General features: G+C 68.1%; 12 protein-coding genes. 7 read left to right on the top strand and 5 right to left on the bottom strand.

Going from position 1 to position 15408, the window contains the following annotated elements:
• The first annotated feature begins 13 nt into the window (after positions 1-13).
• The 5 genes from DOE79_RS15495 to DOE79_RS15515 are packed head-to-tail and all read left to right on the top strand — an operon-like array spanning position 14 to position 7091.
• On the top strand, positions 14-1474 hold the full coding sequence (locus DOE79_RS15495; protein WP_120339283.1) for a glycoside-pentoside-hexuronide (GPH):cation symporter: 1461 nt from the start codon (positions 14-16) through the stop codon (positions 1472-1474).
• Positions 1475-1523: 49 nt separating this feature from the next.
• Positions 1524-3068, top strand: coding sequence for a UxaA family hydrolase (locus tag DOE79_RS15500; RefSeq protein ID WP_120339284.1), 1545 nt, complete (start codon positions 1524-1526; stop codon positions 3066-3068).
• The gene (locus DOE79_RS15505) at positions 3044-4075 is read left to right on the top strand and encodes a sugar kinase (protein ID WP_245976973.1); all 1032 of its coding nucleotides are present in this window, start codon (positions 3044-3046) and stop codon (positions 4073-4075) included. Before DOE79_RS15500 ends, DOE79_RS15505 begins: the two co-directional genes overlap by 25 nt.
• Before the next feature lie 5 nt (positions 4076-4080).
• Positions 4081-4722, top strand: coding sequence for a bifunctional 4-hydroxy-2-oxoglutarate aldolase/2-dehydro-3-deoxy-phosphogluconate aldolase (locus DOE79_RS15510; protein WP_120339286.1), 642 nt, complete (start codon positions 4081-4083; stop codon positions 4720-4722).
• A 38-nt stretch (positions 4723-4760) separates the two neighbouring features.
• Entirely contained in the window at positions 4761-7091 is a 2331-nt protein-coding gene (locus tag DOE79_RS15515) for a putative bifunctional diguanylate cyclase/phosphodiesterase (protein WP_120339287.1), read from the top strand.
• Here the strand turns inward: DOE79_RS15515 and DOE79_RS15520 are convergent.
• A complete protein-coding gene (locus DOE79_RS15520) occupies positions 7077-7490 on the bottom strand; it encodes a PLDc N-terminal domain-containing protein (protein WP_120339288.1) in 414 nt (137 codons plus the stop codon). The two genes, DOE79_RS15515 and DOE79_RS15520, sit on opposite strands and share 15 nt — an antisense overlap.
• Positions 7491-7671: 181 nt before the next feature.
• Between DOE79_RS15520 and DOE79_RS15525 the strand changes: the two genes are divergently transcribed.
• A complete protein-coding gene (locus tag DOE79_RS15525; protein WP_120339289.1) occupies positions 7672-9237 on the top strand; it encodes a GGDEF domain-containing protein in 1566 nt (521 codons plus the stop codon).
• Between the two features lie 14 nt (positions 9238-9251).
• On the opposite strand, the gene araA is transcribed toward DOE79_RS15525, so the two are convergent.
• Positions 9252-10781: an L-arabinose isomerase gene (gene araA, locus DOE79_RS15530; RefSeq protein ID WP_120339290.1), complete on the bottom strand. Its 1530-nt coding sequence runs from the start codon at positions 10779-10781 to the stop codon at positions 9252-9254.
• On the bottom strand, positions 10781-11491 hold the full coding sequence (locus DOE79_RS15535) for an L-ribulose-5-phosphate 4-epimerase (protein WP_120339291.1): 711 nt from the start codon (positions 11489-11491) through the stop codon (positions 10781-10783). Before DOE79_RS15535 ends, araA begins: the two co-directional genes overlap by 1 nt.
• A 209-nt stretch (positions 11492-11700) precedes the next feature.
• Here DOE79_RS15535 and DOE79_RS15540 point away from each other — a divergent pair, with 209 nt between their 5' ends.
• The gene (locus DOE79_RS15540; RefSeq protein WP_245976974.1) at positions 11701-12738 is read left to right on the top strand and encodes a LacI family DNA-binding transcriptional regulator; all 1038 of its coding nucleotides are present in this window, start codon (positions 11701-11703) and stop codon (positions 12736-12738) included.
• A 56-nt stretch (positions 12739-12794) separates the two neighbouring features.
• Here the strand turns inward: DOE79_RS15540 and arfA are convergent, their stop codons facing one another.
• Both arfA and DOE79_RS15550 read right to left on the bottom strand, forming a co-directional pair.
• A complete protein-coding gene (gene arfA / locus DOE79_RS15545; RefSeq protein ID WP_120339293.1) occupies positions 12795-14300 on the bottom strand; it encodes an arabinosylfuranosidase ArfA in 1506 nt (501 codons plus the stop codon).
• A complete protein-coding gene (locus DOE79_RS15550; RefSeq protein ID WP_120339294.1) occupies positions 14297-15352 on the bottom strand; it encodes a LacI family DNA-binding transcriptional regulator in 1056 nt (351 codons plus the stop codon). The genes arfA and DOE79_RS15550 overlap by 4 nt, the downstream gene beginning before the upstream one ends.
• Positions 15353-15408 lie beyond the last annotated feature (56 nt).

Below are 15408 nucleotides of genomic sequence, written 5' to 3' on the forward strand. Positions count from 1 at the left end.
GTGTATGTGAGTCATGGCTATCCACGATGGTATTGACGTCGGCGCCTCCGCCGGCCCTGCCGGCCAGGCCGGTTCCACCACCACGATCGACGCACCCGCCGTCATCGAGCGCATTTCCACCAAGGAAAAGGTCTCGTACGGCTTCGGTGACTTCGGCAACGGGTTCATGTTCGACCTGGGCCAGTCCTACCTGACCAAGTTCTGGATCGACACCTGCGGCATCGCCGCCGGCGTCGTGGCCCTGATCTTCTCCCTCGCCAAGATCTTCGACGCGTTCATGGACCCGATCGCGGCCGCCTACATCGACAGCCGCAAGTTCGGCAAGCGCGGCAAATTCCGCCCCGTCATGATGATCTCCTCGATCCTCCTGGGCGTGATGACCGTCGTCACCTTCACGATGCCCGACGTCACCATGGGCTGGAAGATCGCCTTCGCGGCCGGCAGCTACGCCATCTGGGGCCTCATCTACTCCTTCACCAACGACCCCTACGGGTCACTGGCCTCGGTGATGACCCGCCACGTCAAGGACCGCGCGCAGCTCGCCACCACCCGGCAGGCCGGCTCGCTCGGCGCCCAGTGGATCTGCGGTTTCGCGTTCATCCCGATCATGATGATGTTCGGCGGCATGACCGGCACCAACTACATGTGGGCCTCCGCGGTCTTCGCCCTCATCGGCATCGCGTCCTTCTACGTCTGCTACCGCGGCACCAAGGAACGCGTCTACGTCAACCGCGCCGTGGGCTTCGAGAAGAACGGCATGAAGGACTACGCCAAGGCGATCTTCACCAACCGTCCCCTCCTCGGTCTGGTGCTGATGACCCTCTTCACGATCTCCGCCATGAACGTGAACAACATGATGATGATCTTCTTCGCCCAGTACAACCTCGGCAACATCGCCCTGCAGCCGATCCTCAACCTCGTCATGATCGGCGCGTCCATCATCGGCATCATGTTCGTGCCGCGCCTGGTGGCCCGGTTCGGCAAGAAGCGCACCGCCATGGGCGGGTTCATCATCGGCGTCATCGCCAACGGTCTCAACTTCATCATCCCCACCAACCTGTGGACCTTCATGCTCCTGGTGACCATCGGCTACATGGCCCTGGCCATCCCGAACGCCGTCACCTGGGCCTTCGTCTCCGACACCATCGACTACGGCGAATGGCACACCGGGGTGCGCAAAGAGACCATGACCTACGCGGCCTTCAACTTCTCCCGCAAGATCGCCCAGTCCATCGCCGCCCTGGTGGGCGCCGGGATGCTCGCCGTCACCGGCTACATCGCTCAGGGAGCCAGCCAGTCGGAGGAGACCCTCTTCGGCATCAAGGCAGTGATGACCCTCTACCCGGCCCTCGCCCTCGCCGCCGCCGCCGTGATCGTCTACTTCCTCTACAACCTGTCCGACGACAAGTACACGTCCATCGCCCTCGACCTCGAAGCCGGCCGTTGGGAAAAGGGCATCATCGGCCAGTCCTAACCGGGCCGACCGCACCTGAGTAACCAGAGCACCTAACGAATCGATTCTCATGTCACACATTGAAAGCATCACGACCGGCACCTCCGTGCTGGTCATGGCCGAGGGCGACGACGTCGCAGTCGCCCTCCGGGACCTCCTCCCCGGCGAGTCCCTTCCCGTCGGCGACGGCGTCCTCACCGTCACCACGCTCGTTCCGAGCGGCCACAAGATCGCCCTCACCGATATGAGCGTCGGCTCCACCGTGCACAAGTACGGCCAGTCGATCGGCGTCGCGACGGCGCCGATCCACCGCGGCGAGCAGGTGCACAGCCAGAACATCGGCATGGACCTCGCCGCCCGCACCCACGAGTTCGGCACCGTGCACACCGAGCTGCCGAAGCCGGCCGAGCGTCGCTTCTTCGACGGCTTCCGCCGGGCCGACGGCCGGGCCGGCACCCGCAACTACATCGCAATCCTCACCACCGTCAACTGCTCCGGCACCACCGCCAAGCTCATCGCCGACCGGTTCCGCGGCGACGCCCTCGACAGGTTCGAGAACGTCGACGGCGTCATCGCGCTCACCCACCAGAGCGGATGCGGCCTGGTCCTGGAAAGCGAAGGCGCGCAGGTACTCCTCCGCACCCTCAACGGATACGCCCGGCACCCCAATATCGCCGGTGTGCTGATGCTCAGCCTCGGCTGCGAGATGACCCCCACCAGCCTGGTTCTGGCCGAGGGAGTCCTGCCCAGCGACACCGTCGTGGAGTCCCTCTCGATCCAGGAGACCGGCGGCATGCGCGCCACCGTCGCCGCGGGCGTCGAGAAGATCCTCGCTCTGGCGGAGCAGATCAACACCCGCCACCGCGAACCCATCGACATCTCCGAGCTCGTGCTCGGTCTCAACTGCGGCGGCTCCGACGGCTACTCCGGCATCACCGCCAACCCGGCCCTCGGCTGGGCGTCGGACGTTCTCGTGGCGCACGGCGGAACATCCGTTCTCGCCGAAACCCCTGAGATCTACGGGGCAGAGCACCTGCTCACCGCCCGCGCCGTCACACCCGCCGTGGGTCACAAGCTGATCGAGCGGATCGACTGGTGGGAGACCTACATCCACGCCAACGGCGGCACCATGGACAACAACCCCTCCCCGGGCAACAAGGCCGGCGGCATCAGCACCATTCTCGAGAAGTCGCTGGGCGCCGTGGCCAAGGCCGGCCACGCCGACCTCGCCGCCGTGTACGAATACGCCGAACCGATCGACACCCGGGGCCTGGGGTTCATGGACACCCCAGGCTATGACCCGGTCTCGGTCACCGGCCTCGTCGCCGGCGGCGCCACGGTCGTGGTCTTCACCACCGGCCGCGGCTCGGTCTTCGGCTGCAAGCCCACCCCGAGTATCAAGGTGGGCACCAACACCGAGCTGTTCCTGCGCCAGGGCGACGACATCGACATCGACGCCGGCCGCATCGCCGACGGCAACGCGAGCGTCGACGAGGTCGGCGCCGAGATTCTTGACATGATCATCGCCGTCGCCAGCGGCAAGCAGACCGTGAGCGAAGAGTTCAACGTGGGCCAGGAAGAGTTCGTGCCGTGGCACATCGGGGCCGTGACCTGATGGGCGACCACCACGACACGACACCCGCGGTGCTGTGCTTCGGCGAGACCATGGGTATGTTCACCCCCACCACATCGCTGCCGCTCGACGAAGCCAGTGCCTTCACCCTGGGCACCGGCGGCGCAGAGTCCAACGTGGCCATGCACCTGGCCGAGCTCGGCCACACTGTGGCCTGGGCCAGCACGGTGGGCACCGACCCCGTCGGCAGCAAGATCGTCGCCGCGCTGCGCGGCGCCGGTGTCGACACCCGGTGGGTCGGCCGCTCATCCGATGCACCAACAGGGCTCTACCTCAAGGAGCCCGACACCGGTAGTGGAGCCCACGTGTTCTACTACCGCCAAGGCTCGGCGGCATCCACGCTGAAGATCGCGGATGCCGTCGGCTGGCCCCTGGCCGGCGCCCGGTGGGTGCACACCACCGGCATCACCCCCGCGTTGTCGGAGTCCTGCTCCGCCCTCGTGGAGCACGTGCTCGAGCACGCCGCCGAATGGGGCGTCTCTGTCTCGTTCGACATCAACTTCCGTCCGGGCCTCTGGCCCGTGGCGGAGGCCGCACCGCGTCTGCTCGCCCTGGCCGGCAAGGCCACGGTGGTGCTCGTCGGACTCGACGAGGCCGCCGTGCTCTGGGGCTGCGTCACCGCCGCCGACGTGCGCGCCCTGCTGCCCGGCGTGCCGTACCTGGTCGTGAAGGACTCGTCGATCGACGCGACCGAGTACGCCCTGGCCGCCGACGAAACCGACACCGTCACCGTGGTGCCGGCCCGCCGGGTCGAGGTCGTCGAACCCGTGGGGGCCGGCGACGCCTTCGCGGCAGGCTATCTGTCCAGCCTGATACTCGCGGCCCCCTCCGCCGAACGACTCGAACGCGGCCACTCCCGCGCCGCGTGGGCGCTAGGCAGTCGCGAAGACTTCCGGCCCGGGCTCGGCCGGCGCATGTCGGCCGACGAACCCACCGATCACACACACGCCACGGCACACGCCGAACGCGTCGCAGCCCTCAGGAGATGACCCGCATGACCGCACCAGCCAGCACCATCCAGCCCTTCAGCACCGACCAGTGGTTCCCCCGGGACTTCTTCCGGGTTCCCGTGATCGCCGTGTTCCGCGGACTGTCCGCCGCCGAGGCCGTGCGCCTGTCGGTGCGAGCCTGGGACGCCGGCGTCGAGCACGTCGAGATCCCGATCCAGACCAGCGACGCCGTCCCCGTGCTGCAGGCCGTGGCGGATGCCGCCGCCGAACGCGGACTTGTCATCGGCGCCGGCACCGTCACCACACTGGAGCAGCTCGACGCCGCCACCAATGTGGGCGTCGCCTTCACCGTCTCACCCGGACTCGACCCGGCGATCGTGGCCGAGAGCGTGCGCCGCGGCATCCCGCACCTGCCGGGCATCGCCACCGCCACAGAGATCCTGCAGGCCCGCGCTCTTGGGCTCAGCTGGGTCAAGGCGTTCCCTGCCTCCCTTCTCGGCGCCGCCTGGGTGAAAGCCCAGAAAGGTCCATACCCCGAGACGAACTTCATCGCCACGGGTGGTGTCACCGCGCTCAACGCTCCGGAGTTCCTCGCTGCCGGCACCAGCGTCGTTGGGCTGTCCGGCGCCTTCGCCGACGACGCCCAGCTCGACCTCGTACGCGCTCTGATCGCTCGCTCGCGCTAGCCCGGTCGACGCCGGCCGTTGCTAGGCTGAGCGAAGACATGAGGGGGAGTCACGTGCGGGTGAACGGGCGTGGCACGGCTTGGTCGGGCACTGCCCGGGCGGGCATCCCCCGGCTGGGCGCGAACGGTCACGGGCTCGGCGAGCGATGGCCGATCTGGCTCGTGTTCGCCCTCGTCGCGGCGTACACCATCGGGCTGCTGCTACACGGGGACGGCCCGAACCCCCTCGTCGACACCTGGTTGGGCGAACTCACCCAGTGGGCCCCCGTCGCGGTGTTCTGGGTCGCCACGGTGCGCACCGGCTTCGCCAGGGGAGACGTGCTCTTCGCCACCCTTGCGGTCACGCTCAACGCCGCCGCCGACACTTTCTACGTCACGGCTATGAGCGCCGGCGGCGAACTGCCGTTCCCGTCCCCGGCCGACGTGGGTTACCTCCTGTTCTATCCGCTGATGCTCGCCGCCCTGGTGGCGCTCGTGCGCAGCCAGATGCGCGGACTGGCCTGGTCGGTTCTCCTGGACAGCGCCGTCGGCGCCATCGGTTCCGCCGCCATCCTCACGGCGCTGCTCGGGCCGGTGCTCTCGTCGGCCGTCGACGAGTCGGAGATTCTGGCCACGGCAGTCGCGGTGGCGTACCCGGTGTTCGACCTGCTCCTCGTGGCCGCCGTCGCCGGCATCGCCGCCGCCCCTGCGCTCACCATCGGGCGCCGCTGGACCTTCCTGGTCGGCGGTCTCCTGGTGTTCGCCGCGGCCGACATCGTCTACGCGCTGCTAGAGGTGGACGGCCTCTACCTGGTCGGTCTTCCCCTCGACGCCGCCTGGGCGCTGGGCCTGGCGCTCATGGCCGTGTGGGTCAACGCGGCGGGGCGACCGAACAGCCGGCCCGCGCTCGGCACCTCGAAGACCCCCTCGCTCTTCGTCCCGGCCGTCGCCGTCGCCTCGGGCCTGGGCGTGCTCGTGCTCGGCACCCAGGTGGCCCAGCCGGTGCTCGCCGTCATCCTGGCCGGCCTCACCGTGGCCCTCGCCGCGATCCCGCTGGTATTCCGGCAGCGGATGCTGCGCCGGCAGTCCCGCACCGACGACCTGACCGGCCTGCCCAACCGGCGAGCCCTCTACGCGGATGCGCCCGCGCTGCTCGTCGTCGGCCGTACCGCGGCCCGGCAGCGGCACAGCGCCCTGATGCTGCTCGACCTCGACAGGTTCAAGGAGGTCAACGACAGCCTCGGCCACGACGTGGGCGACCGGCTGCTCGTGCAGGTGAGCGCCCGGCTGGCGGCGGCGCTGCCGCCGAATGCCCGGCTGGCCCGCCTCGGCGGCGACGAGTTCGCCATCCTGCTCGCCGGCGCCGGCGAGGCCGGGGCCACCGTCGTGGCGCTGGGCCTGCGCGATGCGCTCGCCCCAACATTCGCCCTCGACGGCCTGTCGGTGCAGACCAGCGTGAGCATCGGCATCGCGCTGTTTCCCGAGCAGGGGCACGACCTCAGCGACCTGCTGCGCCGCGCCGATATGGCGATGTACCGGGCCAAGGCCAATCGGCTGGGTCATCACGTGTACCGCTCAGAGGACGACAGCCACGGGGACACCCGGCTGCGCACCCTGCAGGAATTGCGCACGGCGCTGAGCGAGGACCAGCTGGTGGTGTACTACCAGCCCAAGGTCGAGATGCAGAGCAACGCCGTGATCGGAGTGGAGGCGCTCGTGCGCTGGCAGCACCCGACCCGGGGGCTGCTGCTGCCCGAGGAGTTCCTCGACCTCGTCGAGGAATCGGGGCTGATGCACAGCCTCACCCGGATCGTGCTCACCAAGGCGCTCGACCAGGCTGCGCTCTGGCAGGCTCAGGGTCGTACGCTGCCCATCGCCGTCAATATGTCGGCCAGCTCCCTCGTCGACGTGGATCTGCCGGAGGAGATCGCGGACATGGTCGCCGCCCGAGCGCTGCCGCCCTCGTCGCTGATGCTGGAGATCACCGAGGACTTCCTGATGAGCGACCGGGACCGGGCCAGGGCCGTGCTGTTCCGGCTGCGCGAGGCGGGCATCCAGATCTCGGTGGACGACTTCGGCACCGGCTACAGCTCGCTGTCGTACCTCCGCGACCTGCCCATCGACGAACTGAAACTCGACAGGTCGTTCGTGCTCCCCATGGCCGGCGACGCGCGCGCCTCCTCACTCGTGGCGTCCACCATCGAACTGGCCCACAGTCTGGGCCTCCGCATGGTGGCTGAAGGCGTCGAAAGCGGTGTGGCGTACGACGAACTGGCCCGGTACGGCTGCGACCTCGCCCAGGGGTTCTTCATGTCGCAGCCGGTTCCGGCGCCGGAACTCGAGAACTGGTTGGCGGCCCGACCAGCCCTCGAGTCGTCAAACGATATCTGAGCGCGCCTGAGTGTTGCCCAGCGCGCGGTCCTTCAGAACCGCGTACTCGCCCTGCGTGATGGCGCCGCTGTCCAGGAGGTTCTTGGCCTGGGCGATGTCCTGGGCTGGGTTGCTGCCGGCGACCGAACGGATGTAGTCGTCGGTGCTTGCCCGCTCCTGCATGCCGGCCTTGGCCTGGCGCTCTGCCATACCGCGCCCGCGCGCGATCACGTAGACCAGCACCGTGAGGATCGGTACGAAGACCAGGAAGATCAGCCACACAGCCTTCAGCCATCCGTTGAGCTCGCGATCCCGGAACACGTCGATGATCACGGCGAAGAGTGCGAACAGGTAGGACACGAACACGAATGTCCAAAAGAAGAATCCGATGAAATCCCAGAAACTAGACCAGAAACTCATGGTCGGCACCCTTTCTCGGTAACGTCTGGCCGAGGTCCTGCCGCCGCTGGGGGCAGCGTGTCACAGTCCTCGACTGCTCTTCACGGTAATCACACAGGCAGGTTCTGGATCACCCGGACTGGGTGAGAAACACCGGGGTGTTGGCCTGTGGCGGCGGCTAGGCTGGGGCGAAACAGGGGGAGTGATCGCGGTGGCGACGGTGGGGAACCGCTCGGCGGAGGCTCGTTTGGCCTGGGTCGAGCGTCAATACTGGATCGACAAGGACGTGGCGCTCGAGGTAGCCCAGGAGTGGCTGGCCGAACTGTCCGACATCGGTGTGCACGGAGTGCTGGGCCGTCGCCTTGAGGTGCAGATCGCCTCGATCCTCACCCGCCGCGGCGATCCGCGCCAGGGCGCCGTCGAGATGCAGCGCATGCTCGACTGGGCGGAGCGGCACGGCGAGCTGGCCCTCCAGTCCCGCTGTCACGAGGTGCTGGGCTCCATCTTCGAGCTCGTTGGCGACCGGGCACTGTCCCTCGAGCACGCCGTGGCGGCCAACAGTCTGCTCGACGACTCCGAGGTGCCGCTGATGCGGGCGGCCGCCCGGCTGACACTGGCGGATGCCCTCGGCTCGGCGGGGTCGTTCGACGAGGCGCGCAGACGCTACAACGAGGCGCTCCGGCTGGTCATCGACGACCCGGAGACCAGCATCCGCTATCAAATTCTGAACAACCTCGCCTACACCGAGTACCTCGCGGACAACCACGACGAGGCGATGACCGCCGTGGAGAGCCTGATCGCGCTGTCGCAGCTGAACAACCGCCCGATCGGCATGTACGCGCGCGACACCATCGCCCGGGTCTACCTGGTGGCGGGCCGGCTCGACGAGGCCGCGGCCACCCTCGAAACCGCCCTTGAGGCCAAACCGGTGGACTACCACCCCGACAGCATCGCTGCGGCGCTGGTCACCCTGGCCGAGACGTATCGCACCCAGGGTCACTTCGATCAGGCCCAGGCAGTCATCGACCGGTGTCTGGCGCTGAGCGAAGCCCACGGCCTGGTGCGCTGGGCCACCGAGGTCACCCGGGAACAGGCGGAGACCTACGCGGCCAAGGAAGACTTCCAGGCGGCGTTCGAGTCGTACCGGAGCTACCACGCCCAGTCCATCGCGCTCAGCGCCAGCGAGAACGAGGCCAAGGGGCGCATCCTCGAGGCTATGTTCCAGACCGCGGAGTCACGTCAGGAGAGTGAACGGTACCGCGAGATGGCGGAGCGCGACCCGCTCACCGACCTGCACAACCGCCGATTCGTCGACGAGCACCTCACCATGCTGCTCATGCTGCACCGGGAGGGCGGCAGCCCGGTGGCCATCGCCATGCTCGACGTGGACCATTTCAAGAGCATCAACGACACCCTGTCGCACGAGGTGGGCGACCAGGTGCTGCGGGCGCTCGGTCGCATTCTGACGGATGCGCTCGCAGCGGTGCCCGGTGCCGTCGCGGCCCGCCTGGGCGGGGAGGAGTTCCTGCTGATCCTCCCCGCGCTGGCCGAGGCCCGGGTCATCGAGCTGTCCGAGCGGGTGCGGGTGGCCGTGTGTTCGCACGACTGGTCACCGATATCCGCCGGGCTGCACGTCACCGTCAGCCTGGGCGTGGCGCTGGCGCCCGCCGACGGCGACACCAGCACCGCGCTGCTGCGGGCCGCCGACGTGCGCATGTACATCGCTAAACGCGACGGCCGAAACCGCGTCGTGCACGCCGACGCCTGAGGCGGGCCCGCGGGTCACAAGCCTTGCGCCAGGCGGTAGTAGGCCTGGTTCCAGCGCACCTCGCGGGTGAAGTCCCGCAGGGTGGTGGTTTTATCGATCACGAGGAGCTCGGTGCGGGCTATCTCGGCGAAATCGTGGAACACCTCGATGCCGACGGCTGTCGACATGACGGTGTGGTGGGCGGCGCCGGCGGTGAGCCAGGCTGCGGCGGAGGTCGCGAAGTCGGGTTCGGGCGCCCAAACGGCCCGGCCGACCGGGAGCTTGGGCAGGGCCTCGGTGGGTTCGACGACCTCGACGACGTTCGCGACGAGGCGGAATCGGTCGCGCATGTCGCTCATCGCGACGACCACGGCGGGGCCGGGGTCGGCGTTGAAGACCAGGCGTACGGGGTCTTCGCGGCCGCCGATGCCCAACGGGTGGATCTCCAGAGTGGGCTTGGCCGTGGACAGGGCGGGGTTGACCTCGAGCATGTGGGCGCCGAGGATGAGTTCGGCGCCGGGGGTGAGGTCGTAGGTGTAGTCCTCCATCAGGCTCGCCCCGCCGGGCAGGCCCGCGCCCATGACACTGGCCACACGCACGAGAATGGCGGTCTTCCAGTCGCCCTCGGCGCCGAAGCCGTAGCCCTGCGCCATGAGGCGCTGCACGGCCAGGCCGGGCAGCTGCTTGAGCGCGCCGAGGTCTTCGAAGCTCGTGGTGAATGCGCTGAAGCCGCCCGCTTCCAGGAATGACTTCAACCCGATTTCGATCGCGGCGCCATAACGCAGCGACTCGTGCCGCTCCCCGCCCTTCCGAAGCTCAGGGACCACGTCGTAGAGGGTTTCGTATTCGGCCACGAGAGCATCAATGTCCGCGTCGGAGGCGGAGTGCACGGCGTCGGCGAGTTCGTTGACCGACCAGGTGTTCACCTGCACGCCGAACCGCAGTTCCGCTTCGGTCTTATCGCCCTCGGTCACCGCGACGTAACGCATGTTGTCGCCGAACCGGGCCAGCTTCATGCTCCGAGACGCCGCCCACCCGGCCGCAGCACGCGTCCAGGTGCCGATCGACGCGGTCACGGCCGGGTTCGACACATGCCCGACAACGGTCTTCCGCGACACACCGAGACGGGTCTGGATGTAGCCGAACTCCCGGTCACCGTGCGCGGCCTGGTTCAGGTTCATGAAATCGAAGTCGATCTCGGCCCACGGCAGCTCCACGTTCGCCTGCGTGTGCAGGTGCAGCAGGGGCTTGCGGAGCGCGTCGAGGCCACCGATCCACATCTTCGCCGGCGAGAACGTGTGCATCCACGCGATCAACCCGATGACGTTGTCATCACTGTTGGCGTCCAGGGCGGCCCGGCGGATGGACTCCGCGTCCTTGAGGACCGGCTTCCACACGATTCGGACCGGCACGTCGGCGGAGGCCCCGAGGGCACTAGCGATCTCCTGAGACTGGTCAGCAACCTGCCTGAGCGTTTCTTCGCCGTAGAGGTTCTGGCTTCCGGTGAGGAACCACACTTCGTAGGCGTCGAGGCTCGTGGAGAGGGTGTTCGTGGGTGATGTCATTACTTGAGTGCTCCTTGCGGTGCTTGTCCGTAGACGTTCTGGTAGCGGTTGAAGAGGGAATCGATCGCGTCCTGCGGGATCGGGATGAGCTTGCCGCCCTGACGGGCCAGATGCACGGTGCGGGCGACGTCCTCGACCATCACGGCGGCCTTGACGGCGTCGCGGGCATCCTTGCCGATGGTGAACGGGCCATGGTTCTGCATCAACACCGCACGCGAGCGGTGCCCCGTCAACGCCTCCACGATGCCCTGCCCGATGGTGTCGTCGCCGATGATCGCGAATCGGCCCACCGGAATGGGACCGCCGAACTCATCAGCCATCGCCGTGATCACGCACGGGATCTCCTCACCGCGCGCCGCCCACGCCGTCGCGTAGGTGGAATGCGTGTGCACCACCCCGCCGACCTCGGGCATGTGCCGGTACACATACGCGTGCGCGGCAGTGTCGCTGGACGGTGACCGGTCCGAACCCGGCGTCTCCGGAACAACAGCGCCGTCCAGATCGCACAGGATCATGTTCTCCGGCGCCAGATCCGCGTAATCCACCCCACTGGGCTTGATCACGAACAGGTCCGCACCCGGCACCCGACCCGACACATTCCCGCCAGTCCACACGACCAGACCATTGCTGGTCAGCTCCCCGTGCAACCGCGCGATATCCGCCCGCACCCGGGCAATCGCCACCTCGATCTGCGGTCCAAAGCTACTCATGCGCGCTGCGGCGAGGTGATGGTCACTGTCGACGTCCTTGTCAGGTGGGGTGGGGTCAGTCTGGCTGGTTCAGCCGATGCTAGCGCACTATCAAGAATGAGACCAGCGCACATATGTGCACTGTGTCCAGTCGTGTGCCGACGATAGTGCGCTATCACACCCTGCTGAATGGTTCAGTGCTGCGCCGCTCGTGGTCTTATCCTGAGAGGATGCAGACCGAGACCCGACCAGTGCCGACGCCGCGCAGCGTACGGATGATCGACGTGGCCAGGCTGGCCGGGGTGTCTCAGCAGACGGTGTCGCGGGTTGTCAACGGCCACTCCAATGTGGGCGCCGAGGTGCGCGAGCGCGTCGAACAGGCCATCGTGCAGTTGCGGTACAACCGCAACTCCGCAGCACGGGCGCTGGCGACGAACCGGTCGATGAATCTCGGAGTGATCAGCTACTCGCTTCCGGTGCACGGTTCGACCATGGTGCTGTTCGGGGTGGCGGAAGAGGCTCGCCGCAACGGGTACTCGACGAGCCTGGTGAGCATTTCGGATGTGGACCCGCGCACCATCCGCACGGCACTGGACACCCTGGTCGGCGACTCCGTCGACGGCATCGTCGTGCTCGCGCCGATGTCTGCAGCGGCACCGGTGCTCGACGGGCTGGACCTCCCCGTTCCCATCGTGCGGTTCGAGCAGGGAACCCCGGCCGGACCGCACACCGTGACCATGGATGATGTCCTCGGCGCACAGCTGGCCACTCGACATCTTCTGGACCTCGGCCACGAGACCGTGTGGCACGTCGCCGGACCGCCCGGCTGGACGGCGTCGGACGCCCGGCGCTCCGGCTGGCTCTCGGAACTCGCCGGGCGCGGGCGCCCGATGAATCCCGACTTCGCCACCACGGACTGGACGGCAGAGTCGGGTTACCGGGCCGGGCTGCTCATCGCCCAGAACCCGACGATCACCGCTGTGCTCGCCGCCAACGACGCCATGGCCCTCGGCATCATGAAGGCGCTCACCGAGCAGGGGCGTAGAGTTCCGGCCGACGTGAGCGTGGTCGGCTTCGACGACATGAGCGAGGCGCGGTACTTCCAGCCCGGCCTCACCACCATCCGGTTGGACTTCGACGAGGTGGGCCGGGTTGCCGTCGAGCGGCTGCTGCACCTGATGGGCGGGGAGCCCGCCGAGCAGATTCCGGCCATCGCTCCCGAACTCATCGTGCGAGCCAGCACCGCCCCGCCCCGCCCCCGCGCCTGACCCCGCCCGCGGCACCCCGCTGCGCGCAGGTTCCCGTCGCGTCGGTCGAACCGGGATCAAGCGCAGGCGACGGCGGACCAGGAGACGGGCGGCAGTGTGACCGTGAGGATGCCGTCGGCCAGCTCCGCCCCGGCCAGTGGCGACAGGCCCACCCGGGTCTGGTCGGCGAGGGTGTTCTTCGCGTAAGGATCGTCGTCGTGCAGGGTCACGGCCTCGACGATGCGGCCGGCGCCGACGTCGGACAGGTCGACCACCACGTCGATCGACTCGGTCTGACTGCGGTTCACCAGAAACACGGCCGACGTGCCGGTCTCGGAATCCGCCGTCACCACGGCGTCGACCAGCGCGACCGAGCCGTGCAGGGCCGTGTCGTACCGGCCGGTGTCGATCCGCGGCCGCAGCACCTCGCCGCGGGCGAGCCGCGACGTGACCGAGAACGGGAAGAACGTGGTCTGGCGCCAGGAGTCGCCGCCGGGTTCGGTCATGATCGGTGCGATCACGTTCACCAGCTGCGCGAGCGACGCCGAGGTGACCCGGTCGTGGTTCTGCAGCAGGGTGATGAGCAGGTTGCCCAGCACCACGGCATCCGCCACCGAGTAGACGTCTTCGAGCTGGCGCGGGGCGACGCGCCACTCGTCGTTGACTTCCTCGGAGGCCTGGTGCTCGTCGAGGTACCAGATGTTCCACTCGTCGAAGGAGAGCTGGATGGTCTTCTGGCTGCGCAGCTTGTGCTTGACGTGGTCTGCGGTGGCCACGACGGTGTCGATGAAGTAGGTCATCTCCACCGATGAGGCCAGGTAGGAGCCCAGGTCGCCGCCGCGCTCCTGGTAGTAGGCGTGGCAGGAGATGTAGTCGACGTTGTCGTAGCTCGCCTCGAGCACCACCCGTTCCCACTCGCCGAAGGTGGGCATCGCCGAGCCTGAGGAGCCGCAGACCACGAGTTCGAGGTTCTTGTCGGCGGTCTTCATGGCCGACGCGGTGCGGGCGGCGATCTTGCCGTAGTCCTCGGCCGACATGTGGCCGATCTGCCAGGGGCCGTCCATCTCGTTGCCCAGGCACCACATCCGGATGTCGTACGGCTCCGCGCGGCCGTTGGCCACCCGCTGGTCGGCCAGGGCCGTGCCGGGCTCGCCGTTGGCGTACTCGAGCAGGTCCAGGGCATTCTCGATGCCTCGGGTGCCGAGATTCACGGCCATCATGAGCTCGGAACCGGTGAGCTCGCACCAACGGCCGAACTCCTCCAGGCCCACCTGGTTGGTCTCCAGCGAGTGCCAGGCCAGGTCGCGGCGCACCGGCCGTGTCTCGCGCGGGCCCACGCCGTCTTCCCACTTGTACCCCGAGACGAAGTTACCGCCGGGGTAGCGGATGGTCGTGGAGCCCAGCTCCTTGACCAGCTCGACCACGTCGAGGCGAAAACCGTCGGCGTTGGCGGTGGGGTGGCCGGGTTCAAAGATGCCGTCGTAGACACAACGGCCCAGGTGCTCCACGAAGGAGCCGAAGATACGCCGGTTCAGCGGGGCGACCACGTTCGTGCGGTCGACGGTGATGTGGGTGCGGGTCACGCGGGCTGGTCCTGTCTGTTGTGGGGGTGGTGTGCGTTTCGGTCGGGGCCGATGGACTCGCGCTCGACCAGGCGGAAGTCGGCCTCCACGCGGCGCGTCGGCGCCTTCGGCCCGGTCTCGGCGATGCGCTCGAGCAGGAGGCGCACCGCGGTGTCGGCAATCTCGTCGCGGCCGGCATCGATAGTGCTGAGCGAGGGGTGCGAGTACTCGGACTCGTCAAGGTTGTCGAAGCCCACCACCGAGACGTCCTCCGGAACCCGCACGCCGGCGGCCTGCAACGCGCGGATCGCGCCAAGAGCCAGTGTGTCGTTGAGCCCGAAGACGGCGTCGAAGGGCACACCCGTCTCGAGCAGGCCGCGCACCGTCGTGGCACCGTTGGCCCGGTGCCACATGTCCGAGTGCCGGATGAGCGCGGCGTCGACGGGCAGGCCGGCCTCCTGCAGGGCGTCGCGGTAGCCGCGGATGCGCAGCGCGGCCGACCCGTACACCTCACCCTCGTGGGCGCCGATGACGGCTATGCGCGTTCGGCCGGCGGCCAGGAGGCGCCGGGTGGCGGCCGCGGCGGCCTCGACGTTGCGCATGGTGACGTGATCGGCCGGGGCGTCGAAGATCCGCTCGCCCAGGAGTACCAGCGGGTAGCCCACGGCGAGGAGGGCCGCATCCTCGTTGCCGAGTCCCAGCGGGCTGAAAATCAGGCCGTCGGTGAGCTGCCGCCGGGCGCTGGTGATGAGGGCGAGCTCGCGGTCGCGGTCGCCGTTGGTCTGCTCGATCTGCACGCCGATGCCGTGCCGGTCGGCGGCCCGGATCACGGCGTCAGCCAGCTCGGCGAAGTAGCTCAGCCGCAGTTCGGGAACCGCCAGCCCGATCACGCCGGTGCGGCCGAGGCGCAGTCCGCGCGCCGTGAGATTGGGCTGGTAGCCGAGCGCGGCGATGGCCTCGAGCACCCGGGTCTTGGTGGAGTCCTTGATATAGGGATACCCGTTCACGACATTCGACACGGTCTTGATCGACACCTTCGCGAGCAGTGCGACATCGTGCAGGGTGGCGGCCATGCGGCTCAATCTACAACGTTGTAGAAACCCGTGCAAGGGGTTTCGATCCGTTTTCC

Origin of the sequence: Cryobacterium soli (genome assembly GCF_003611035.1) — a bacterium.
GTDB classification, from domain to species: Bacteria; Actinomycetota; Actinomycetes; order Actinomycetales; family Microbacteriaceae; genus Cryobacterium; species Cryobacterium soli.